General features: G+C 61.2%; 26 protein-coding genes and 1 pseudogene. 23 read left to right on the forward strand and 4 right to left on the reverse strand.

Annotated elements, in window-relative coordinates; genetic code table 11:
- Positions 1-151: 151 nt before the first annotated feature.
- The 18 genes from E1956_RS12365 (at position 152) to E1956_RS12445 (ending at position 12,815) form a co-directional block, all read left to right on the forward strand.
- Entirely contained in the window at positions 152-400 is a 249-nt protein-coding gene (locus tag E1956_RS12365; RefSeq protein WP_134749207.1) for a hypothetical protein, read from the forward strand.
- 423 nt (positions 401-823) lie between these two features.
- The gene (locus E1956_RS12370; RefSeq protein ID WP_134749209.1) at positions 824-1,096 is read left to right on the forward strand and encodes a hypothetical protein; all 273 of its coding nucleotides are present in this window, start codon (positions 824-826) and stop codon (positions 1,094-1,096) included.
- A gap of 1,092 nt (positions 1,097-2,188) precedes the next feature.
- Complete coding sequence (locus E1956_RS12375; protein WP_134749211.1) at positions 2,189-3,202, forward strand: hypothetical protein; 1,014 nt, start codon at positions 2,189-2,191, stop codon at positions 3,200-3,202.
- Between the two features lie 11 nt (positions 3,203-3,213).
- Positions 3,214-4,086 carry a hypothetical protein gene (locus E1956_RS12380; RefSeq protein ID WP_134749213.1) on the forward strand — a complete coding sequence of 291 codons (873 nt, stop codon included), beginning with the start codon at positions 3,214-3,216 and terminating at the stop codon, positions 4,084-4,086.
- A gap of 105 nt (positions 4,087-4,191) precedes the next feature.
- Positions 4,192-4,449 (forward strand): helix-turn-helix transcriptional regulator, encoded by a 258-nt coding sequence (locus E1956_RS12385; RefSeq protein ID WP_134749215.1) that lies wholly within the window; start codon positions 4,192-4,194, stop codon positions 4,447-4,449.
- Positions 4,450-4,552: 103 nt separating this feature from the next.
- Positions 4,553-4,801, forward strand: coding sequence for a helix-turn-helix domain-containing protein (locus tag E1956_RS12390; RefSeq protein WP_134749217.1), 249 nt, complete (start codon positions 4,553-4,555; stop codon positions 4,799-4,801).
- Positions 4,798-4,974, forward strand: a complete 177-nt coding sequence (locus E1956_RS46105; protein WP_167760007.1) for a hypothetical protein — start codon at positions 4,798-4,800, stop codon at positions 4,972-4,974. The genes E1956_RS12390 and E1956_RS46105 overlap by 4 nt, the downstream gene beginning before the upstream one ends.
- A 287-nt stretch (positions 4,975-5,261) precedes the next feature.
- The gene (locus E1956_RS12395) at positions 5,262-5,678 is read left to right on the forward strand and encodes a hypothetical protein (protein ID WP_134749219.1); all 417 of its coding nucleotides are present in this window, start codon (positions 5,262-5,264) and stop codon (positions 5,676-5,678) included.
- Entirely contained in the window at positions 5,671-6,147 is a 477-nt protein-coding gene (locus E1956_RS12400) for a hypothetical protein (protein WP_134749221.1), read from the forward strand. Before E1956_RS12395 ends, E1956_RS12400 begins: the two co-directional genes overlap by 8 nt.
- On the forward strand, positions 6,140-6,406 hold the full coding sequence (locus E1956_RS12405; RefSeq protein WP_134749223.1) for a hypothetical protein: 267 nt from the start codon (positions 6,140-6,142) through the stop codon (positions 6,404-6,406). Before E1956_RS12400 ends, E1956_RS12405 begins: the two co-directional genes overlap by 8 nt.
- Complete coding sequence (locus E1956_RS12410; protein WP_134749225.1) at positions 6,399-6,689, forward strand: hypothetical protein; 291 nt, start codon at positions 6,399-6,401, stop codon at positions 6,687-6,689. The genes E1956_RS12405 and E1956_RS12410 overlap by 8 nt, the downstream gene beginning before the upstream one ends.
- Before the next feature lie 90 nt (positions 6,690-6,779).
- A complete protein-coding gene (locus E1956_RS12415; RefSeq protein ID WP_232071136.1) occupies positions 6,780-9,464 on the forward strand; it encodes a DUF3631 domain-containing protein in 2,685 nt (894 codons plus the stop codon).
- The gene (locus E1956_RS12420) at positions 9,461-9,958 is read left to right on the forward strand and encodes a TubC N-terminal docking domain-related protein (RefSeq protein ID WP_134749228.1); all 498 of its coding nucleotides are present in this window, start codon (positions 9,461-9,463) and stop codon (positions 9,956-9,958) included. Before E1956_RS12415 ends, E1956_RS12420 begins: the two co-directional genes overlap by 4 nt.
- Positions 9,955-10,959, forward strand: a complete 1,005-nt coding sequence (locus E1956_RS12425; protein ID WP_134749230.1) for a hypothetical protein — start codon at positions 9,955-9,957, stop codon at positions 10,957-10,959. The genes E1956_RS12420 and E1956_RS12425 overlap by 4 nt, the downstream gene beginning before the upstream one ends.
- A gap of 3 nt (positions 10,960-10,962) precedes the next feature.
- On the forward strand, positions 10,963-11,364 hold the full coding sequence (locus E1956_RS12430; protein ID WP_134749232.1) for a single-stranded DNA-binding protein: 402 nt from the start codon (positions 10,963-10,965) through the stop codon (positions 11,362-11,364).
- Between the two features lie 9 nt (positions 11,365-11,373).
- The gene (locus E1956_RS12435; RefSeq protein WP_134749234.1) at positions 11,374-11,652 is read left to right on the forward strand and encodes a hypothetical protein; all 279 of its coding nucleotides are present in this window, start codon (positions 11,374-11,376) and stop codon (positions 11,650-11,652) included.
- A 55-nt stretch (positions 11,653-11,707) separates the two neighbouring features.
- Entirely contained in the window at positions 11,708-12,244 is a 537-nt protein-coding gene (locus E1956_RS12440; protein ID WP_134749236.1) for a hypothetical protein, read from the forward strand.
- 184 nt (positions 12,245-12,428) lie between these two features.
- Positions 12,429-12,815 (forward strand): phage tail protein, encoded by a 387-nt coding sequence (locus E1956_RS12445; protein ID WP_134749238.1) that lies wholly within the window; start codon positions 12,429-12,431, stop codon positions 12,813-12,815.
- A gap of 8 nt (positions 12,816-12,823) precedes the next feature.
- Here the strand turns inward: E1956_RS12445 and E1956_RS12450 are convergent, their stop codons facing one another.
- Positions 12,824-13,327, reverse strand: coding sequence for a hypothetical protein (locus E1956_RS12450; RefSeq protein ID WP_134749240.1), 504 nt, complete (start codon positions 13,325-13,327; stop codon positions 12,824-12,826).
- Positions 13,328-13,500: 173 nt separating this feature from the next.
- On the opposite strand from E1956_RS12450, the gene E1956_RS12455 reads away from it, so the two are divergent.
- Positions 13,501-13,710 (forward strand): hypothetical protein, encoded by a 210-nt coding sequence (locus E1956_RS12455; RefSeq protein WP_134749242.1) that lies wholly within the window; start codon positions 13,501-13,503, stop codon positions 13,708-13,710.
- Positions 13,711-13,814: 104 nt separating this feature from the next.
- Here the strand turns inward: E1956_RS12455 and E1956_RS12460 are convergent, their stop codons facing one another.
- Together E1956_RS12460 and E1956_RS12465 are read right to left on the reverse strand one after the other, a co-directional pair.
- Complete coding sequence (locus E1956_RS12460) at positions 13,815-14,087, reverse strand: hypothetical protein (protein WP_134749244.1); 273 nt, start codon at positions 14,085-14,087, stop codon at positions 13,815-13,817.
- A gap of 636 nt (positions 14,088-14,723) precedes the next feature.
- Positions 14,724-14,930 carry a helix-turn-helix transcriptional regulator gene (locus E1956_RS12465; protein ID WP_134749246.1) on the reverse strand — a complete coding sequence of 69 codons (207 nt, stop codon included), beginning with the start codon at positions 14,928-14,930 and terminating at the stop codon, positions 14,724-14,726.
- 76 nt (positions 14,931-15,006) lie between these two features.
- On the opposite strand from E1956_RS12465, the gene E1956_RS12470 reads away from it, so the two are divergent.
- The 4 genes and pseudogenes from E1956_RS12470 (at position 15,007) to E1956_RS12480 (ending at position 17,857) form a co-directional block, all read left to right on the forward strand.
- Entirely contained in the window at positions 15,007-15,582 is a 576-nt protein-coding gene (locus E1956_RS12470) for a hypothetical protein (RefSeq protein WP_134749248.1), read from the forward strand.
- A gap of 298 nt (positions 15,583-15,880) precedes the next feature.
- Positions 15,881-16,084 (forward strand): hypothetical protein, encoded by a 204-nt coding sequence (locus tag E1956_RS12475; RefSeq protein WP_134749250.1) that lies wholly within the window; start codon positions 15,881-15,883, stop codon positions 16,082-16,084.
- 870 nt (positions 16,085-16,954) lie between these two features.
- A pseudogene (locus E1956_RS46830) lies at positions 16,955-17,203 on the forward strand (phage integrase N-terminal domain-containing protein); the annotation flags it as partial.
- Positions 17,204-17,245: 42 nt separating this feature from the next.
- On the forward strand, positions 17,246-17,857 hold the full coding sequence (locus tag E1956_RS12480; RefSeq protein WP_232071427.1) for an integrase domain-containing protein: 612 nt from the start codon (positions 17,246-17,248) through the stop codon (positions 17,855-17,857).
- A gap of 30 nt (positions 17,858-17,887) precedes the next feature.
- On the opposite strand, the gene E1956_RS12485 is transcribed toward E1956_RS12480, so the two are convergent.
- Positions 17,888-19,111 (reverse strand): tyrosine-type recombinase/integrase, encoded by a 1,224-nt coding sequence (locus E1956_RS12485; RefSeq protein ID WP_134749254.1) that lies wholly within the window; start codon positions 19,109-19,111, stop codon positions 17,888-17,890.
- Positions 19,112-19,714 lie beyond the last annotated feature (603 nt).

Here is a 19,714-nt window from a genome sequence, read left to right on the forward strand (position 1 = left end):
GCAGGTCGCAACGCAAGGATGCCGAAGTATTACTCGCCCTGCATTTCAAGGGGTTTTCGTGCGCCGCATGTGCTGCACTGCATCGCCGGGAAACTCCTGGATTCGTACGCCGAAAGGCTGAGATAGTCTGACTGCACTAGGAGACGAAATCATGAGACAAGCATTCAATGTTGGCGTTGTCATCGTCCTCGCACTACTCCTCGGGAACCGGGTCATGACACGCGTGCAGGCGCACGAGGGCAGCTCGGTCACCTGCACGAAGGGTTCGGAACTCGTCCGGCTGGAGGCGCTGGCGCGCGGATTCACCGCCATCGGCGCACGCAGCCAGGGTGAGAACTTCCTCTCGTCCTGCCTCGTCTCCGGCCAGGCACAGGTCGGCGATATCGTCGCCCACGACTAACGCACCCGAACCGTCCCGGACACCCCGCGCACGGGGCGCGCCGCGAACGGCAGGCGCAAGCTCGCGCGGTACTGCCGCGCGGCGTGCACACAGGCTCGGCACGTTCTGTGACATAGGCACACGTGGCTGATGCCCTGGCTGCACAATCCCAGTGCGCGCTTTGGTGGCTGCGCTAGCGCGCGTCGAGGCATGTCCGCAAGCGATCCTTGATTCCGGTCTGCACGCGCCACAAGGCGCTCCCCAGCGGGTTGTGCCACCCACCTTCACGGTCGGACGCTACTTTCACGGCGCCCTCGTCCGCCCCCGCTGCACGCGTCGATAAACCCCACACTTCAATCGGCAAAGGACGTTAACTAACGTTTCCTTCGAGTTGCCAATGCACGTGTTTGGCGGCGACAATGGTGCGCGATCAGGGGGAATTTTATGAAAGGCAGCATCGTGTTGCTTGGCCTCAGCATGTTGGCGGCATGTACGTCGGTGACCGGTGTGAATTCGAGACAGGATGGGCATCTTTCGGTAACGAGCCGGGCGCGCTGGGACATTGTCTCGTGGAACCGCATACGCAGCGCCGGCTTCAAGGAAGCACAGGCGTATTGCGGCAAGCAGCATAAGGAGATGCACGCGGTCGAAGTGCACAGCGAAGGCCTGCGCGGCGTCACCACGCAAACAGTAGAGGTAATCTTCGACTGCATCTGATTCAACTTCCTCTACGCCGGACAGCCCCACCCATCAAGCACTTCGCCGGTCAGCACGGTTTTTTCCACACAAGCATTGCGTGATCGCAATAGTTTGTTGTCGTTCCCCCTGATACTCAATTCGCATGCAGCAGATACACTGATAGGTAACGTTTTGTTACGGCATGTATCATGCTCACAGCCTTTTACATTGTGTCGCCCTTGGCGATTGCCGCGCTGTTCGGCTTTGCGCGGCTCGTCAATCCGCGTACCGGCCAGATCGGCAGCCGCTGAGCGCACCGCCAGGCCCGGCGTGGCGCGCCGCGTGATGCCGCCCAACTGACGCCCCGCGTCGTGCGTGTGTGCGCACACGGGTAGACGCCTGGGCTCACCGGCTCGTCGCCCCCTTCCCTGTGCAGACTCGCTCCGTCGCCGTACGCGCGAGTGAACGCGCCACAGATAACACCCGAATCTCGCCAGCAAGCAGCAACAAAAAACCCGCGAAGCTTGACGCTATCGCGGGTTTCAGGATTCCAGCGCAACGCGCTGGAACGATTCTTGGTGCGGCGACCGGACTCGAAAAAATCCCGCTATTTCATACCCAGTGGGCGTCGAGGCTTTTCTAGCCTCAAACATACCCCCAAAAATACCCCCTATCCTCGCAGGCTGCCCCACTTATCCACAGCTTGACGCCACTTTTCTTTCGCGATGAAAGAATGTGCAGTGTCAGAGCGTTTTCGCCAGTCGGAATGGCTAGCCTGTACAAAAAAACAGTAACCCGATCTACAATCATCGGCAACCGTTGCCAAGCTTTGGCAACCGGCAGATCAAACCGCGCCTAGGCTGATCCCCGAAACCCCGGCGCCCTTACCGGGCCGGCGCGGTTCCTTATAAGGGATTGCGCTAAGGGGCGCGGATGCAATCTCCGTTTTCCGAAGGAGTGGACCGGGTATCAGTCTGGAGCCTGGCTTGCCACCTCGCTGGTCAAAATCCCATAGAAACATTGCCGACTGCAGGCACCCTCGACAGGTTGCGGCAGATATGCACCATCGTTCTACGGCAGGGAGGCATAGAGTGGGCGTCAGTGCATCCGGACCGGCCGCCGATTTTCCGCTTGAACGGTGCTGATGCAATGGCTCTCGTGGCGCAGATGGCATCTCGTCCGGAGGCGGTGACGGATTGGCCGGCGGCGCGCGAGAAGCTAACTCTTATCGATGTGCGCAGCGACGACTGGGAGCGGTATGAACAGTCACAGGCTGACGGTGCGATGCAAAACGCCGCGAGCTTGCCGATCGTCACGCAGGGCGCGGCTCCAACGAGCGCGGCTGCAGAGGCAGTGATGTTTGGCCTCGCTGCGAATAAGGGTGCGCAAATGGGCATCAAAGACCTGCTCGCCGAACAGGATCCTGAGTTCATCAATCTTCCGGATCTGTTGGAGCAAATGATGTCCGAAGGTGACTCCTCCGAAGAGGATGCCGCCATGCTACTGGACACCCTGATAGAGAGGGCATCCCGAAAAGGCTGTGCTGTTCCTCGCTGGTATCAACTGCATCCGCACGGATGGGAAGCCGCGACGGACGATACCGCTGGGCGATTCCTGTCTGACATTGCTGCCTTCGGGTATCCGCTTCGCGACCTCGCCCTTGAGCTTGAAGACGGGGTGCTAATCCGCACGGCGCCGGATGATAGTGACTTCGGTTTTCTTCGTTCGGATATCTATGATTTCCTGGACGGCCAAGGTCTGAAGTTGAACCGTGAGGCTCACGTTCCGGTCGCAACGAAGCCAGATGTGCCCCGAGCCGATGAGGCTGGAATTACGCAAAAAGGTGCTCAACCAAGCAGCGAAATCGAGCTCAGCGAAGGAAATGCCGCAACGCCCGAGGCGCAATCAAAGGAATCTATTAGCAATAAGGAGCGCGCATCCCTTCAGAAGCAAATCGCTTTGCTCGCGTTAGTCCTGTCCGAAAAGTCTGGCAAATACAAGCGCGGTGACAAGCCGAACGCAAGTCAGATTGCAAATGCTGTCGAGGATATGCTTGATGCCTTAACGGACGTTAATCGCACCGGGCTAAGCAAAACCAATATTCGCAATTGCATTGCCGCAGGTCTCGAGTTACTGAGGGCGTAAGAGACCAGGCCATGCTCAAACTTCACAAGCTAAAAAGGTGGTTTACCGTCGACGAGGTAGCCAAGCGCCTAACGATTACGCTCGGGGAACCTGTAGAGCCGACTGACGTACTTCGGTTGATGGCCGATCGCCATCTCGCGGTATTTTGGTTTCTGCAGGATAGGTACGGAATGGAAGTCGCCCCGGTAACGTGGATTCGTCAGGCGGGCGATCCAGTCTATGACCTTGCGGCGGCGTTGCACGGCGATAAAGCCAAGCTTGCTTCCAAATGGTATGAGGAGGACGTTTGTAGCCAGTCAGACTATGCTCAACCACTCGAGGGGCTGTATCGCATCGAAGATGATTTCTGTGGAGCTTCGGCCGATTGGATCACGTCGTTAGGAACGGGCCAGGGGGGCGACAAAATAACGCTGAATGGGACGCTGCTCATCGACGTCGACGGCCGATTGTGGCGATTACTTGATAGATTTGACAGCAAACTCCTTGAGAAGGACGGGGCTGCTAGGGTGGCCTACAACCATCATTCGAACTTCTACCCTGCGACTGATCGCCCTTGGCCAGATCAAATAGTGGTGTCCAGAGCCGAGCTTGAGCGCTTCGAAAGCCAGTTCGCGGACGAAGATGAGTCCACGAGAGCCGCCGGCGAACAAACTTTGCTCACGGACCGCGAACGCTTCTCGTATCAGAAACAGATCGCCGTTCTGGCTTTGGCACTTGCCGAAAAGTCGAATCGATATTCGAAGGGGGGCGCGCCGAACTCATCGCAGATCGCCGCAGCTGCCGCCGAGATTCTAGATGCTCTTCCAGAGGTCAATCGCCACGGCACGAGCTCGACGTCTATAAGGGCAAGCATTGCGGCCGGGATCGATCTACTTACGCGGTGACCGAATTGCCAGTTGGCAACGACTTTTGCCAGTTGGCAAACATGTCGCTCGTCGTGACAATAATGCGAAGCCATGTGTTCAACAACCTTTTACGAGGTTTAGCCCATGGCTACCAAGTCAGCAACCGCGCAACCGATCGGTGGCGCGTCTCTCCCCGCACCTGAAGCGTTGCCGGCCGACGGCTTCTCCCGTTGGAACAATCTCCGTGATCTCGTGCCGTTCAGCCGCGAGACCCTGCGCAAGCGTGAGAAGGAAGGCAAGTTCCCGCGCCGAATCCATTTGACACAACGCTGTGCCGCATGGCCGAACCGCGAACTCCACAAGTGGTTTGCGGATCCGCTTGGCTACCGCGCGGAGGCCTGATCATGCGGACGACCCACAGCAATGAAAAGGGCCGTGGCGCTGGCACGCTCACGACCCCGACGACCCATCGCAATGATAGCGCGTCGCTGACGGGAGGTGCGCAATGAGCCGCAACTCCGCAGCCGCCCAGCGCGCACGTCTGCTCGCCGCCCTGGAACGCGGCCCCGTCGACACGCAGCACGCGTCCCGCAAGCTTGACATCATTCACCCGCCGCGCCGCGTATTCGAGCTGCGCCAGCTTGGTCACGATATCCAGACTGGTTGGTGCTGGCGCACGACCGAAGCCGGTGAGCGCCACCGCGTGGGCATCTACAGCCTCGCGGTCGCCAGGAAGAAGCGGAGGGCCGCATGAGCGCGTTGTTCATCCACATCGAGCCCGCGGACGATCCCAACTTCGTCTGGCTTCGCACGTCAGCCAGCCCCGGCCCCGAACGCAAGCCGGCGCTGCTCGTCGCTCGCATCGAACTCAACGTCGTGATGCTGATGCTGCTCGACGCTGCACAGACGGGCGCTGGGACATGCTGAACTTTGCCGATACTTGTAAACCTTTGGCAACGCGCTATACTCCAAGTGTGTTTGAGACAACAGACACCCGGATTGGCGTCCGGAAAGATTCCGTGGCGGACAACCGCCACAGCGCGGTTTTTTTTCGTCCGTACACTTTGCCCCTTCTTCAATGGTCGGGCCTTAGTGAGGGTGCGCTTGCGCACGCCGGTTCCCACGGACGCCGGTACGCCAACCTTGCTTTGTGCCCGGCCACCCCGATTGGCGTCGGCGGCCGGGTTCGTCAACCTGTCCGTGGAGGCCGCACCATGCTGCGCCATATTCCCGCTCGTCACGAGCAAACGCAGTCTCTCTCCAATATCGTCCGTGATGCCTTGCGCGCCGCGGCCCTCGCTCCCGATACCGCCAGTGCGCTCGATGTTGCCGGCGCGGCGCTCTGCGATATCGCGCAGTTCGCACGCGATCAGCAGCTGCCATCCACCGAGCGGGCAGACGATCACCCGCTTCGCACTTTCGGTTGCGTCGCCGACGATACGTTGGGCGTGCTCGAGCGCGCCGCCTGCATCTTCGATTCGATCGAACGGCTCACCCGAGACGGTGATGAGACCATCAACGAGCTCGCGCTCATCGGGCGCACTTTCGTCGCGCAACAAGCCAAGGAGTTGGACGGAGCAACGGTCAGCTTCGGCCGCTACATTTCGACGACGGAGGTCTGTCATGCATAACGACGCCAAGCACTTCGCAGAAAAAGCACCGCAACTCGAAACCGAGAAGCGGGAGGCGGACTTTTCCGCATATGTTGACGAGGCAATCCGCCAAGCGCTGCGCGATCAACCCGCCGACCTTCCCAATAACTCAACTGTCATCTACCACCGCTCATTCCCGATCGGATCGGCGCTTGCTGACATCTTCACGCACCGTACCGCGCGTGATGACATTGGGCTCGGGCCGTCGATCGCTCACCTGATCGAGAAGTTAGCCGGCCTTTCTGTTCCAGACGAGACGCCAGAGCAGCAGGCGCGGCGCGCGCTTCTCTGCGGCTTTTGCTGGGAGATTGCTGGGCTTTTGAAATTGGGCGCGAACGGCGGGTTTCAGTTCAACGTCCACGACGAAGGTCTGATGCTCATGAATGGCGTTCGCAAGGGCAGAGCGTCTGACGCCAGGATCGTTCGTGGGGAGGCGCGTCATGACTGAGCCTACTTCCTTCCGGTTCACGATCACAGGCATTGGCCGGGACACTACGCATTGGCGGTCACTTGTCCTTCTGCAGGGTGCAGACGGTTCGTCTCAATACGTGCCGCTTGCCGAATTGCTGGAGCGAGCCGAACAGATCAGCGGTCTTGATTGGCTGCAATCCGAAATTCAGGAGCAACGCGTCAGATTGTGCGAGGCCGATGCCGAGATCTGGGCACGCTGGATAGCCGATCTGCACAGGGAGGCTTGTCATGCGTAACCAGTTGAAGTGGCTTGGCGACTCGCTGATCGGCAGCGATCTTCCGGCGCTCGTCACACTGCAGCGCGCGGACGGCGCTATGCAGGCGATTCCCCTGCGCGACGCACTTGCCGTAGCCGTCGAGATCGACACCTATGGTCTGAAACGCATCGTGACCGCGCTGGAATACGGCTTCGCCTGTGGCGAACTGGCCGGCGACGACATGTCACTGTGGGCGCGCGATCGGATACGTGTGCTGGCTATCCTGGAATCACGATCCGTGATCAATCAAGTGGCGGCCTGACCATGAGTGCCGAACAACTCCCGAGTCTTATCGGATCACCTAAGGACTGCTTACCGCCTAATGGCGAGGAAAATCAGAATGAGGAAGGCCATGAACGCGGTGACTGACGATGTAAGCCGTATCGAGCAGGCGCTAGCGTGCATCCCGGCAGACCTGAAGCGCGACGACTGGGCGCGCATCGGCGCTGCACTCAAGCACGAACTGGGCGACGCGGGCTTCGATCTGTTCGACTCGTGGAGTCAGCACGGCGAGAGCTATAACGCCGCTGCCGTGCGCAGCACGTGGCGCTCTTTGTCGGCAAGCGGCGGAGTCACGATCAATACGCTGTTTTTCAAGGCGATCGAACACGGATTCGATTCGCGTAGTGGAGCATCGACGGTCGATACCGCCGAGCTCGAGCGCCGCCGTGCCGAACGTGATCGCCGAGTGACCGAGGAAGCACGCGATCGCGAAATGCGAGCCATCAGTGCAGCAGGCCTTGCGGAGACGGTGTGGCGAGCGGCTACGGCGGTCGGCGCCGACCATCCCTACCTGACGCGCAAGGGTGTCGACCCCGTGGAAACGTTGCGCGAAATCGACATCGACAAGCTGGCGGCGTTGATCGGGTATCAGCCGAAGCGGGGCGACGATCCGTTGACGGGCCGCATCCTGATTGCGCCAGTGAAGGTCGGCGCCAAGCTGTCCAGCATCGAGATGATCGACGGCGACGGACGCAAGTCCGCGCTGGCGGGCGGCGTGAAGGCCGGGGGCTACTGGACCGCGCAGGTGATGCCAGAAGCGCTCGACGTCTTGCTGATCGCTGAGGGCGTAGCCACGGCGCTATCCGCCAGTCAGTGCAGCGGACATCCCTCCGTTGCCGCGTTGTCGGTGGGCCAGCTGGAGGCCACGGCGCGCGCGATGCGCGAGTGTTATCCGGATGCTGCGCTGGTGCTGCTCGCCGACCTCACGAAAGACACTGGTGAGCCGGATGATCGGGCGACGAAAGCCGCTCAGGCCGTGGGCGGCAAGCTGGCCGTGCCTGATTTTGGTGCTGACCGCGAGCCAGCGCAAACCGACTTCAACGACATGCACGCGGTGCGCGGAGTTAACGCCGTGAAGGCGGCTATCGACGCGGTGCTGGCGGCCGTGCCTCCTGTTTCGGGTCAACACGCAAGCAGCGAATCGACCACCGATGCAAACGCCCCCACGGAGACCGACGACGAAGCCATAGCGCGGCTGGCGGTGCTCTCCCCAATGCAGTTCGACCGGGTGAGCAAGGCAGAGGCAAAGCGGTTGGGCGTGAAGCTCTCGACGCTAGAGAAGATGGTCAAGGAGGCGCGCGGCGAGGCCGATTCGGACGACGCGCCCCTGTTCGATGAAATCGAGCCATGGCATGAGGCGGTCGAAGGCGCCGCACTGCTGTCGGAAATCAGTCGCGCCATTCAGCGTTTCATCGTCTGCGACTTGGAAACCGTCACGGCGACAGCTCTTTGGTGCGTAGCGGCGTGGCTGATCGATTCCGTCAACGTCTGCCCGATCCTCCTTATCAACGCCCCGGAGAAAGCCTGCGGCAAGACTCAACTGCTGACTGTCACGGGGCGTCTGGTTCCGAAGCCAGCCCAGGCCGCCGGCATCTCCCCGTCAGTGCTGTTCCGCATGATCGAGAAGTATCAGCCGACATTGCTCGTGGACGAGATCGAAACGGTGCTGACGAAGGAGGCCGAGGATTTGCGCGGCCTGCTGAACGCCGGACATACCCGCGACTCGGCGTTCGTGTGGCGCAGTGTGGCAGTGGGCGATGATTTCGAGCCGAAGCGGTTCAATGTGTACGGCTTCAAGGCGCTGGCTGGCATCAACGCTGACCGGCTCGCCGAGACGATCACCAGCCGTTCCGTGGTCGCGCAGCTGCGCCGCAAGCTGCCCCACGAAAACGTAGAACGCCTGCGCCATGCCGAGCCGGGATTGTTCGACGAGCTGAAATCGAAGATCGCCCGCTGGGCCGATGACAACGCCGACGCGATCCGGCGCGCACGTCCCGATCTCCCTGACGCGCTGGGCGACCGCGAGCAGGACAACTGGGAGCCGCTGCTGGCCGTTGCCGATTTGGCCGGCGGCGCATGGCCTGCCTGGTCGCGCAAGGCTGCTATCAAGCTGTGCGAGCGCGGCGGCGATGCCAACCAGAGCAACGGCGCGAACCTGCTGGCGGACATTCAGGAAGTGTTCGAAACGCGTGGCGTCGATCGCATCTTTTCGGCTGACCTGCTGGACGCGCTGATGGCCGACGAGGAAAAGCCATGGGCGACTTGGAACCGGGGCAAGTCGATCAACATGAAACAGGTGGCGTCGATGCTTCGGAAGTATGGAGTAGAGAGCGCGCAGATCCGGATTGGGTACGAATCGAAGAAAGGCTACCTGCTGAGTCAGTTTTCTGACGCCTTCGACCGATATCTGTCTTCCTCGCAGCCCCCCGGAATTTCCCGAAACAACGAAACAAACACGGCAAAGGGCAATACCGGCGGCCATCACAGCGTTTCGCGAGTCCCGAAACACGTTCCGAAACACGATGGAGATTTCCCGAAACATGAAGGGAAAAACGCCAGCGGAAACACGTCGGGCAGCGTGGTCGATGTTTCGAATGGAAACCTGAATGTTTCGGGTGGAAACGAAACACGAAACACTCCCGAAACGCTGGAACCCTTGTCGGATAAGGATTGTTTCGGTGTTTCGGGAGATTTGGGTGATTCGGAAGAAAGAGAAAAGTCGGTGAGCGGCGACGAAGCGGAGGATGAGCTATGAGCGTTGCACAACTTTTGAGCAGGGCGGCAGCGATGGGGGTAACGCTGAGGCTCGATGGTGACACGGTGAAAGTCGGCGGCCCGCTCGCTGCGCGCGAGGCAATGCGCCCGGAACTGGCCGCCCACAAACCGGAAATCATCGCGCACCTGCGCGCCGCCGCGAACGATGCCGCAGATTGCACAGGTGCGCTGCGTTCGCGTGATGGCGGTCTGTATTTGCCGTGGGGTGCGTACCTGTCGGTGGACGATGTTCATCGGTTGCGCGCTGAGCTTGCCGAACTGATTGAGGATCTCGCTGACGCTGAAGACTGGTCCGAGGCTCACCGCGACGAAGTGTTGGCCCGGGCGATGCGCGGACCGGTGTCTGACCTCCTGCCGAACCTCGCGCACTTCCGTGGCCGCATTGTCGAACTCGACGCCGAGCGTAAGGCGCGTCACCTCCTGCGGCAGCGCACGTGGCGCATGGTGGGCTTCGACGACCGGAGGGCGACATGATGCGATTGTCGCCGGCATGGCTGGCGGCTCCGGCCACGCTCACTGCCGCCAGTTTGTCGGTAATGGCCGGTTGGCAACGCGGTGGATGGTTGCCGGAGCGGCTGCTGTGGGTCGCGATCGGCGTCGTGCTAGTTGTGGCCTGCCATTTATTGCCGGCGCTTTGCCGGGCCGCTCGGTGGCCAATGCGGAGCATAGGTATCGCCCTATGGGGATTTTGCATGGCCGCAACCTGCTACGGGCACGTCACGTTCTTTGTGCTGGCGCAGCGGCACGCCGGCGAGATGCGCGCAGCCGCCCTCCCCGACGCTCCGCCTGCTGCGCCTCGCCCGGCCGTGAGCCGTTCCCTGACCGCGATCGCATCCGATCGGGCCGCGATCATCGGGCGACTGGCGAGAGTGACGGCCCCGGCTGTGCGCTCGTCGCTTGCTGCTCGGCTTGATGCGCTTGACGTGGAGGCCGCAGAGGCACGGCGACAGGAAGCGACGGTGGACCGCGCAACGGCGCTCGATGACCGCGAGTGGGAGGCGCGCGACGCACTGCGCGCCGATCCGGTCACATCCCGGCTGGCGGCATTACTCGGCACAGACGAACCCCGTGTCGATCTGCTCACGGGCATGGCGTTCGCCGCGGTGCTGGAGGGCGTCGCGTGCTTCTGCTGGCTGCTAGCGCTCGACACGGGGAAACACCCCATGAAAGAGCGCCGCTCCGAAAACTCCCCCATGAACGCGGCTGCGGAAGCAATCCCAAGCACACCCGGCGCGACTGACCGCGAACCGGAGAGCACCGCGATACCCGAGCCGCTGGCCGCCTATGCGGCTGCGGGTAACGGGCCGGTAGCGACGGCAGTAGTGGACACGGTACCGGACGACCGGGCGCGCGTAGCGGAGGAGATTGCGGCGGGTCGCGTGCGCTGCACGGTCGCAGACATTCGACGCTATCTCGGCTGCTCGCAGACCCGAGCGCTGGAGTTGCGGCGACAACTAGGAACGCAGGGAGGGTGAAAGATGATCGACGGATTGATTGCAGGGAAGATGTACGGCGCACCGGGCAGCAAGACCGGGCAAAGCGGGAAAACGTTCGTTACTGCCAAGGTACGCGCGGCGGCCGGCGACGGCGAAGCTCTCTTCGTGAACGTGATCGCGTTCGACGATGCCGCGAAATCGGCATTGTTGGCGCTTGGCAATGGGGACAGCGTCACGCTGGCGGGCACTCTGACACCGAGGGTCTGGATGAACCGGGACGGCGATGCAAAGCCCGCGCTTGATATGGTCGCTCACGCGGTGCTGACCGCCTACCACGTGACGCGCAAACGCGCTGCCATCCGCGATCACGAATCGGGAAACGAGAGTCACTCCGACCGACCAGCCACGACCGGTGCGATGTCGGATTTTGACGACGACCTGTGAGGCGACGTGATGACCGGTGAAATCGTGGTTCAGCGCCTCGTTCCGCTCGAAACATGGCTACATGAGAACGCGCGTACCCGCTCCATCTGGCGCTTCGGCAGTCCGCGCCTGACCTGCCCCGCCGACATGGGCAAATGGCTGCGTCGACATGAGGCGAGGCTGACCGAGCGTGGCGCGGTGATGCGCTTGGGCACCGCGTGGCGAATTATCGAGCCGACGTTCCGCCCGATGCTGTTCGAGATACTGGGCGAAGAGCGTGACCGCGCTAGCCGCCAAGGGGGCAAGTGACGTCGAAGACATCCCCTTTGCGAAATTAACCCCATGAACGATGCAGGAGTAACGCATGATCAAGTTTTTCAAAAGAGGCGAATCCGAACAGTCCGACCAGGACACATTCGCCGAGATCGAAATCGCAGAGAAGCGCCTCGAGGGTGAGCTGACTGATGCTACGGCTCGAAACGCGCGTGCCGTCGACGAGGCGAATCGATGCAGGTCGCGCCTGTCCGACATTCATCCGGCCGTCCTGCGCGATGCGCTGCTGGAGGAACAGGAAGCGGCTGCCGCATTCAGTACGGTGCAGAGTCGTTACGAATCTGAAATGGCCGAGTTGCGTGGCCGGCGCGAGAAGATCCGTGCGCGGGAAGAGGAAGCGGCCATTGCAGCCAGAATGGCGGCGTATGAGCAGGCACGAGCGGCCTACATTGCTCAGTGTCAGGCGCTCGTCGAGCCTGCGTTGAAGCTGCGTAAACTGGCCAGCGCCGCCGGGATCGTCCTTCCGAGTCGCACCCCTCCGTACCAAGTCGACTTGCTGTTCGATACGCTTTCTGAGCCGCACGTGGCTGGAACCTTCTTGGAAATCTGGAGGATGGACCGTCCCTAAGCGACGAGCTTCTGATCGCCGGTCCGCCATGTGCGGGCCGCTGCCTCCGCTTGCACTACTGGTGACGGAAGCTGTCGTTGCGGCCGACGCCTCCTGACCCGCACGCAACTCATCGCACCTGCTTGGCTGCGACATCCAGATTGGTGGTGCGGCCGTCAACATGAACACTACTCTTGAGTCGAATATGGCAGACAGTTTCCAATGGTTTGGTCAAGACATCCAATTCACTTCACGTGGGGACGACTTGCTCGCCACGGGCGTGACAGAGCTCAATCAACGCATCGTACGAGCCCTCCTTACCCCCCCCGGCACGTACATCTGGCATCCAACGTACGGCGCCGGCCTCGGCCGGTTCGTCGGGCACGCACTATCCGCCGAAGAGTTCGCCGAGATCAAATCGCTGATCAACAGCGTGCTCGTCACCGAGCCCGATGTGCAGAAGCAGCCGCCGCCGACCTTCACGTACCAGAACGACGCTACCGGCCTCCTGAGCGTCACGATCCAGTACATCTACGCGCCCAACGGCGTGCCGCAGACCCTCGCATTCAACGTCCCCGCATATGGAGCCTAACGTGGTCATCAGTTGCAGACTTTCTGGATCTCACGCATGTTGGCAAACTCATCGGGCATTTCCGCCACGTAGTCGCTCGGAAACTCGGCCTTGATCGTGCCGCTGATGTCCTTCCTTGCCATGGCCACAGCGTGGTCGGAAGCGTGCAGGTAGGGCATGTAGACGGCCACTGAACTGTTGCACTTGGTGAGAAGTTCCCCGCGGGCTTGGAATAGCAGGTTGTCGGCGATCTCGAGGTTCGTCAGCGCAAAAAGGTAGGGCTGGAGTTCCTTCGCATCAGCGGCGGTGTGGCAAGCGAGAACGTCCTCGTAGGTGCCCCGCAGCTTCGCGAGGATCGAGAAGTCGGCTTCCCGCTGGGCGGCGGTTGCATCTGCGACGTTCCACTTTTCGTAGCTCGACGAGTTGGGTGGCAATGACATGGACTTCGCTAGGCTGATGTCTTGGACCAGCGAAAGCCTTGCTTCTCGATACGCGCCGAATGCCTGCTGTAGTCGGGCCATGTAGGTGGACACGGGAACGCATCTCGGCGCAGGCGGCGAAAGAGATGAGCCGGTAACGCGCGGGGCATCCACGGTCGGTGTAGACGCATCCGTCGACGTAGCGGCATCTGTCGAGGGCGCTCCGTTGCAACCGTTCAGTGCGCCTTGAGACAGAGCGTAGTCGACTGGAGCGCGCCGGCGCCAAGATGCAGGTTCGTCTGAACCGGGCGAACGGCATCGTTGTCACGCTTCTGGACGACCGGCGGCGTGGCATTTCGATAGATCCAGAGATTCTCCAGCGCGAACTCGACGATATGCAGGCGCTTGCACTGTCGATCGAAGATCTCAGTAGACGGATGCGGCTAGTCCTATCGGAAATGGAGGAGCTAAATCGCGAGTTGCTCAAGCGCATCTGACCACCTCCATGCCGGAACGGACGCATTTACGGCCTCCGGTCCGGCGAATGACGCAGGAAGCGGTCACGGGTGACGGATTTTGCGCAGGATGGCAGGGAGTCGGATTAATCCGGGTTATGCCAGCAGCGGCCATTCGACTCAGTGACCAAAACGTCGAATTTTGGGCGTACGGTCTTGGCAGCGGCTACTGCCTTGTCCCGAACCTGCTCCCGCGTAGCTTCGCCGTCATAGTTGTACTCGGCTGTTGGCATGTGATAGACCGCGTCCTTAACCTTGATCGTGCGCGTGAAGCCCTTTGCTTCCATCGCCTTATGGAGCTTTGGGTAGTCCGAGCTTTCCTCATCGTGCAACTCAACGCGAGTTGTAAAACGTGGCATTTTCAATTCCTCTTCTACGTTTGGTTTGGAGCGCCCAGTCCCCCGAGGCGCCTCTTTCGAACGTGTGGCCGCGCGTGTCGCGTTCAATCCTGACGTAAACCCTAGATCCCTTGGCTTAGTTCGCCCACGGGGCCGAGCGCTTTAGCCCGATATCCCGGCAGACTGTCTACCACTTGGACGGGCAATCGCTCCGGTGTCCCGCAGAGGTTGCACGGCGGCAAGGTTTCACTGCAAGTTTCAGGTCCCCCCCTGAAACCACACGGCGCCGCGTTCACGCTGCCGGAATGACGAAGTGACGAAGCATTCGACGAACCGCGCCGTTCGTCAGAAACAAGGGGCGACCAGAACTGATCTCGGTAGCCATGCTCAGAAATGCTCAGGTGATTGGGCGTGTCGGTTCATAGCCGCCATGTTGAGGCGCGCTGCGATACGCTCGGGAGCGGGTCAGCAAAAGTAAGTACCGGGCCGCTCACTCGGAGGCAGGCGACTATTCGCGTTTTGATCGCCCCCGAGCATACCGCCTAAGAAACCCTAAGGCGCCAGAGCGTTTCTGAACGGCGGAACAGCGGCTCAAGCCTTGTATAGCAACGCGGAGCGGCGAATTCTGGAGCGGAGTTTCTGAACGAATTTCGCGGCTTATTTTGCAGTGCGTGTACGAGGCGGCACCGTATTGGCGGCGACAAAGGCTTGAACGCTGTCATCCGTTATACGCGATGAATTTCCGCCGAGCTGAATGCGTACGAGTTTCCCTTCCTGTGCGAACCGATAGACTGTGTTGCGGGAAACGCCGAGCGCGGCGGCGACGTCGTTGATGCGATGCAGTTTCGGAAGCGTGGATGCCATCTATCCCTCAAAAAAGCCGCGCATTATATCCAAGGGTCCGCGATGACCTACCTGCCGTGCTACGGAGGATCGATCGATGTTCGACAAAGTCGAATTCAAGCGAGAGTTGCTGTACGGCGAGGTTTGGCTGGAACCGATGTCGGCGGTGGCGACGCGCCACAAGATCACGGTCGAGGCATTGCGCAAGATCTGCAAGAGCCTTGCGATCCCGCTTCCCCCTCTCGGTTACTGGGCCAAAGTCCGTGCGGGAAAGCGGGTGAGGCGAGCGCTCTTGCGCAGTTATGCCGGCCCCGCGACTATCGTCCACGAGGTCCGAGTCGAACCTGAGGAAGCGGCACGCAGAGAGGCCGCAGCGCGCATCCGCACAGAGCAATGGTCTGCGTCTACCCGGGCTCAGGTCGAGGCCCGAAAGGAAAGACTGCGCAACCAAGCCGAGTTCTTCGAGAAGGCCGACAAGTGGTTAGAACTGCTGCGGCGCCTGCAGTACCTCGATCACATCGAGAGCGCGGCGCGTGACGCAGGCTTGAGCGCGCCAGAATTGGTGCGCGTCAGCGAGTGGATCGCAAGCACTCGAGCTGTCTGCCTGGCGGCCGACCCGACCGGAAGCCGGATTAAAGCGATCATCGCGACGGGCGTGCGCACCGAAAACTAATCTCGCCTGCTTGGTGCCGGCGGAATGTTCGATAGAGGGCGTCGACACCGAAGGCATCAGCGCCCTGTGGATAACTTTCGCCAGCGCGGGTGCCTAAAAAATGTGCAAACCGGCCGATCCTGCAAATCGTTTACCGGCGCGGCTTCCGCACGATGCGGACAAAAATTGTCCACAGGGCAAAGTTCGATAATTGGAGATTATGTAAAATTGCGGACGTTATAATTGTTTTTGTCCGCATTTAGGGAATCATGCTATTCTTCTGGCACCCTTACTCTTACGCGCGCGCGAGACACCCCGAATGACCCCTGAAGAGTTCAGCGAGACGTTATCTCAACTTGGCTGGAAGCAGTCCGACTTCTGTCGGATGACCGATACCGACAAGAACACCCCCAGTCGTTGGGTCAAAGGCCATACTTCGATCCCGGGCTGGGTGCCGCGATTCCTCGCCATGGCTCTGGAGATTCGTCGGCTCGCCGCATTGATCGAGCCACCAAAAGGATAGGCTCGAGGCAGAGATGTGCGTGTTGTTTGGCGTCCACAGCGAGGAACCGGCTTGTTCGCTTGCGTCACTTTGCGAAACAAGCCCGGAGCCGAGACCTGTTGCGGAAATGGAAATGCGTCACTCTGTGAACGAGAGCGTCACGGTGCGCTCGCGGTTCGCCGAATTGGCCGAAAGTGCTTGCGCGCATCGCATCCGTGCCATTAGGCTAGGCTCACAAACCCGAGCCTCGGGTATGAGGCATGAAGTACTGCTGGCTCTGCCAGCCATTAAGTAGAAGCTCGCTTTGCGGGCGCGGTGGCTCGCTCCATCGCGATGAATTTCCAAGTTGGGCCCGGCGCCCAAATTGCGTCCGCCAGTTTCTGGTGGACTGCGCAACTGCCTCGTCGATAGACGCGGCGTCCCGTTCGCCTTTTGCTTTACGCGGAAGGCTCGCAGTGCAATCCCCGTTCGCCGCTCCTGCGGCAATCAATCCGTGACGTGCGCTCGCCAGCGCCAACACCGCGCCCTGTTGCGTCCGTCGTATTCGTCCGCGTGACGATCGACGGCGCACTAGCCGCAGTGTCTGCAATTTCGTGCCGGCTTGCCCGACACCTATCAATCGCGCGGTCAGGGCAATGGCGCCCCCTGATCGGTCGCATAGCCAAATTCACGGAACGAACGGGGGAAGCGTTCACCTGTTGCGACTGTCGCCCATAGCGAGGTCGTGCAGGCTGCGCCAGCTTGCTGGCGTAGCACGCTCCCGAATTCACCAGCTCGAGGCTCGTGCCCCCGTTCGTTGTCTCCCTTGCGCATAGTGCGCAGGCACACCGTGGCCCATCGTGGGAGACAACGTCGGGGTGCGAGCCTCAACACTGGATTGTCGGGGAACACATGTCTCATAAGTCACTGACGGCCGACCTGTGCCGTGCTGCGCGCTCGGCGCGCGGGAAACAGGCAGACCACACCCGTAAGGGGCGTGACCAATCGCTCACGCGCTTTGCTCACTTTCTCTGGCGAGAGGGTTTCCAAGTCCACACTACGGGCCAACTGAAGGAAAAGCATGTCAAAGCGTGGGCCTCCGATCTCGCAGAGCGCGGACGCTCGAAGCGGACGGTCGCCAATAACTTGGCGCATATCCGCACAGCGCTCGAAGGAATCAAGCGGCGGCCGTTTGCGGACAAGATGAGCAATACCGCGCTGGGTGCAGTGCGAGCAAGCCGCGCCGGCACCAAGCGTCCGATGACACGCGAGGCGCTCGACGTGCACCTCGCGATCGTGGCTGCCCTCGATCCGGGAGTCGCGATGGTGCTCGAGCTGCTGGCGGAGTTCGGGCTGCGCGCCGAGGAAGGCGTGCGCTCGGTGAAGTCGCTCGCGGACTGGCACCGCGCGCTCGTGAACCCGGTGGCCGACGGCTTCGTGAGCGTGATCCACGGCACCAAGGGTGGCAAGACGCGACGCTGCCCTCCACTGGACCGCCAGCGAGCCGCCGGGCTCGTGGCGCGGGCGATCGAACTGAGCCGGCAGTACGGTGGGAAGCTGGTGCGCAAGCCCGATCTGAAACGGGCGATGGACCGCTACCACTACGTCGTGCGCAAGGCGGGAATGACCGGCGAGAACGCGCCTCACAGCCTTCGATACGCGTACACGGTCGAGCACCTCCAGCGCATGAAGGTGGCCGGTATGGCACGGCCCGAGGCCGCGGCTGGTGTGTCGATGTACCTCGGGCACGGCGATGGCCGTGGCACATGGGTGGAATACGTCTATGGTCGCGAAGCTCTCGCCGCGGAGGCGTGAGATGCGTAGCTGTATGGCTGGCCCGTGCACCTACGCTGCACCGGACGCCGGCCTAATCGGGACGACGTCCGCGCCCACCTTGATTCGGTCGAGGTAGTCAGCCCACTCCTGCATCATGGCGCGGCGTTGCTTAATGAACTGCGTACGGTTGTAGGCCTCGCCGAGCCTGTCAGGAACCGAGTGGGCGAGTTGACGTTCAATGACTTCGGGATTGTGCTCGAGATCTTCATGCAGGATCGTGCGCGCCATTGCCCTGAAGCCGTGCCCGGTGATTTCTGAGCGCGTGTCATACCCCAGTCGGCGGAGCGCTGCATTGACGGCAGCGTCGCTCATCGGCCGCTTCTTATCCCTCGCACCAGGGAACACGTAACGCCCTCCGCCAGTGAGCTCATATAGATCCCGCAGGATCGTGACAGCCTGAGTCGCCAGCGGCACCAGGTGTCCGGTATTAGTTTTCGTAGCGAGGTAGCGCCACTCGCCCTTGTCCAGATCAAACTGACCCCACTCAGCCTTTCGCAGCTCGCCCGGCCGCACAAACAGGAGCGGAGATAGCTTGAGCGCGCAATGCACGACGAACGTCCCGGAGAAGCCATCGAACGCGCGTAGCATCTCCCCGACCTTCACCGGCTCGGTAATGGATGCAAAATGCGTCTCGGTCGCTGGCGGAATCGCGCCAATCAAATCCTTGGCCGGATCGTTCTTGCAGAACCCCTCCTTAATTCCGTACCGGAACACCCTACTGATCTCACTCCGCACACGGTGCGCCGTGAAGCGCGCGCCACGCGAGTCGATGCGCTTCAGGACGGCAAGGACTTCCGGAGCGTCGATCTCGGCGATAGGGCGCTTGCCAAGCCACGGGAGCACGTCAGCCTTGAAGCGGGCCAGCGTCTTCTCGTACTGGCCGATCTGGACCATGGTCTTGCGCTCTGCCATCCAGCCCATTGCGACGACCTCAAACGAGTTGGCCGCGGCAATCCGGACGGCGCGCTTCTCCGCCCTCTTCGCCTCGCTCGGGTCAATCCCGGCCGCCAGCTTCTCGCGCGCCTCGTCGCGTTTCTTTCGGGCGGCGGCCAGCGGCACGTCGGGATAGACGCCGAGCGCAAGCAACTTCTCCTTCCCCGCAAAGCGATACTTCAGCCGCCAATACCGCTGGCCGGCCGGCGTAATGAGGATAAACAGGCCGCCACCATCGAAAAGCTTCAGTGGCTTTTCAGCGGGCTTGGTGTTCCTGATCGCGGTGTCTGTGAGTGGCATGGGGGTATCTGTCTGCTAAAAGGCGGCAAGTTGCAGCCCATACCCCGAAACATACCCCCGCATACCCCCTGCTGTCACTAGTGAAACCTTGGCGTCACTGGTAAGAAAAAACCCCGCGAGACACTGTCTGGCGGGGCTTAGTTGTGAAACCTTGTAATCGTTAGTAGATTATTTGGTGCCGGCGACCGGAATCGAACCGGTAAGCCGTGAGGCGGCGGATTTTCGTCACACTACGTCTTTCGACGCCATCCGCAAGGTTCTTGCGAGTGTTCGTGCGCTGGACTATGCCTTCACCCTAGCCATGTAGCGCGCGGTCAAGCCGCGCCATGGCCTTAGGCGCCCCCCGTCTAGTCTCTACACCTTCCTGGCTGGCGCGCATTGCGTCAGCCGGCTTGGCTCGGCGTCGCCTCGGCGCAATGCGCGCTCGCGCAGCGCAAAGTCCAGGGGTTTCGCCGAATTTGAGGGGTTCTGCACCGGCCGTTTCCGGCCGGGCACTCAATCTAGTTTTAAGTCCGCTATGTTTACCAATTTCATCACGCCGGCAAGGCGGACGCGATTCTACCATTGCCCCGCGCGCCCTCCCAAGCGCTCCGCGTCATCGGG

The organism is Paraburkholderia pallida (assembly GCF_004524855.1).
Classification (GTDB): domain Bacteria; phylum Pseudomonadota; class Gammaproteobacteria; order Burkholderiales; family Burkholderiaceae; genus Paraburkholderia; species Paraburkholderia oxyphila.

What these genes read in the sequence shown, in the direction of transcription:
- E1956_RS12365 (WP_134749207.1), top strand. Translation starts at nt 152, where the DNA reads ATGAGACAAGCATTCAATGTTGGCGTTGTCATCGTCCTCGCACTACTC.
- E1956_RS12370 (WP_134749209.1), top strand. Translation starts at nt 824, where the DNA reads ATGAAAGGCAGCATCGTGTTGCTTGGCCTCAGCATGTTGGCGGCATGT.
- E1956_RS12380 (WP_134749213.1), top strand. Translation starts at nt 3,214, where the DNA reads ATGCTCAAACTTCACAAGCTAAAAAGGTGGTTTACCGTCGACGAGGTA.
- E1956_RS12385 (WP_134749215.1), top strand. Translation starts at nt 4,192, where the DNA reads ATGGCTACCAAGTCAGCAACCGCGCAACCGATCGGTGGCGCGTCTCTC.
- E1956_RS12390 (WP_134749217.1), top strand. Translation starts at nt 4,553, where the DNA reads ATGAGCCGCAACTCCGCAGCCGCCCAGCGCGCACGTCTGCTCGCCGCC.
- E1956_RS46105 (WP_167760007.1), top strand. Translation starts at nt 4,798, where the DNA reads ATGAGCGCGTTGTTCATCCACATCGAGCCCGCGGACGATCCCAACTTC.
- E1956_RS12395 (WP_134749219.1), top strand. Translation starts at nt 5,262, where the DNA reads ATGCTGCGCCATATTCCCGCTCGTCACGAGCAAACGCAGTCTCTCTCC.
- E1956_RS12400 (WP_134749221.1), top strand. Translation starts at nt 5,671, where the DNA reads ATGCATAACGACGCCAAGCACTTCGCAGAAAAAGCACCGCAACTCGAA.
- E1956_RS12405 (WP_134749223.1), top strand. Translation starts at nt 6,140, where the DNA reads ATGACTGAGCCTACTTCCTTCCGGTTCACGATCACAGGCATTGGCCGG.
- E1956_RS12410 (WP_134749225.1), top strand. Translation starts at nt 6,399, where the DNA reads ATGCGTAACCAGTTGAAGTGGCTTGGCGACTCGCTGATCGGCAGCGAT.
- E1956_RS12415 (WP_232071136.1), top strand. Translation starts at nt 6,780, where the DNA reads ATGAACGCGGTGACTGACGATGTAAGCCGTATCGAGCAGGCGCTAGCG.
- E1956_RS12420 (WP_134749228.1), top strand. Translation starts at nt 9,461, where the DNA reads ATGAGCGTTGCACAACTTTTGAGCAGGGCGGCAGCGATGGGGGTAACG.
- E1956_RS12425 (WP_134749230.1), top strand. Translation starts at nt 9,955, where the DNA reads ATGATGCGATTGTCGCCGGCATGGCTGGCGGCTCCGGCCACGCTCACT.
- E1956_RS12430 (WP_134749232.1), top strand. Translation starts at nt 10,963, where the DNA reads ATGATCGACGGATTGATTGCAGGGAAGATGTACGGCGCACCGGGCAGC.
- E1956_RS12435 (WP_134749234.1), top strand. Translation starts at nt 11,374, where the DNA reads ATGACCGGTGAAATCGTGGTTCAGCGCCTCGTTCCGCTCGAAACATGG.
- E1956_RS12440 (WP_134749236.1), top strand. Translation starts at nt 11,708, where the DNA reads ATGATCAAGTTTTTCAAAAGAGGCGAATCCGAACAGTCCGACCAGGAC.
- E1956_RS12445 (WP_134749238.1), top strand. Translation starts at nt 12,429, where the DNA reads ATGGCAGACAGTTTCCAATGGTTTGGTCAAGACATCCAATTCACTTCA.
- E1956_RS12455 (WP_134749242.1), top strand. Translation starts at nt 13,501, where the DNA reads ATGCAGGTTCGTCTGAACCGGGCGAACGGCATCGTTGTCACGCTTCTG.
- E1956_RS12460 (WP_134749244.1), bottom strand. Translation starts at nt 14,087, where the DNA reads ATGCCACGTTTTACAACTCGCGTTGAGTTGCACGATGAGGAAAGCTCG.
- E1956_RS12465 (WP_134749246.1), bottom strand. Translation starts at nt 14,930, where the DNA reads ATGGCATCCACGCTTCCGAAACTGCATCGCATCAACGACGTCGCCGCC.
- E1956_RS12470 (WP_134749248.1), top strand. Translation starts at nt 15,007, where the DNA reads ATGTTCGACAAAGTCGAATTCAAGCGAGAGTTGCTGTACGGCGAGGTT.
- E1956_RS12475 (WP_134749250.1), top strand. Translation starts at nt 15,881, where the DNA reads ATGACCCCTGAAGAGTTCAGCGAGACGTTATCTCAACTTGGCTGGAAG.
- E1956_RS12480 (WP_232071427.1), top strand. Translation starts at nt 17,246, where the DNA reads ATGAGCAATACCGCGCTGGGTGCAGTGCGAGCAAGCCGCGCCGGCACC.
- E1956_RS12485 (WP_134749254.1), bottom strand. Translation starts at nt 19,111, where the DNA reads ATGCCACTCACAGACACCGCGATCAGGAACACCAAGCCCGCTGAAAAG.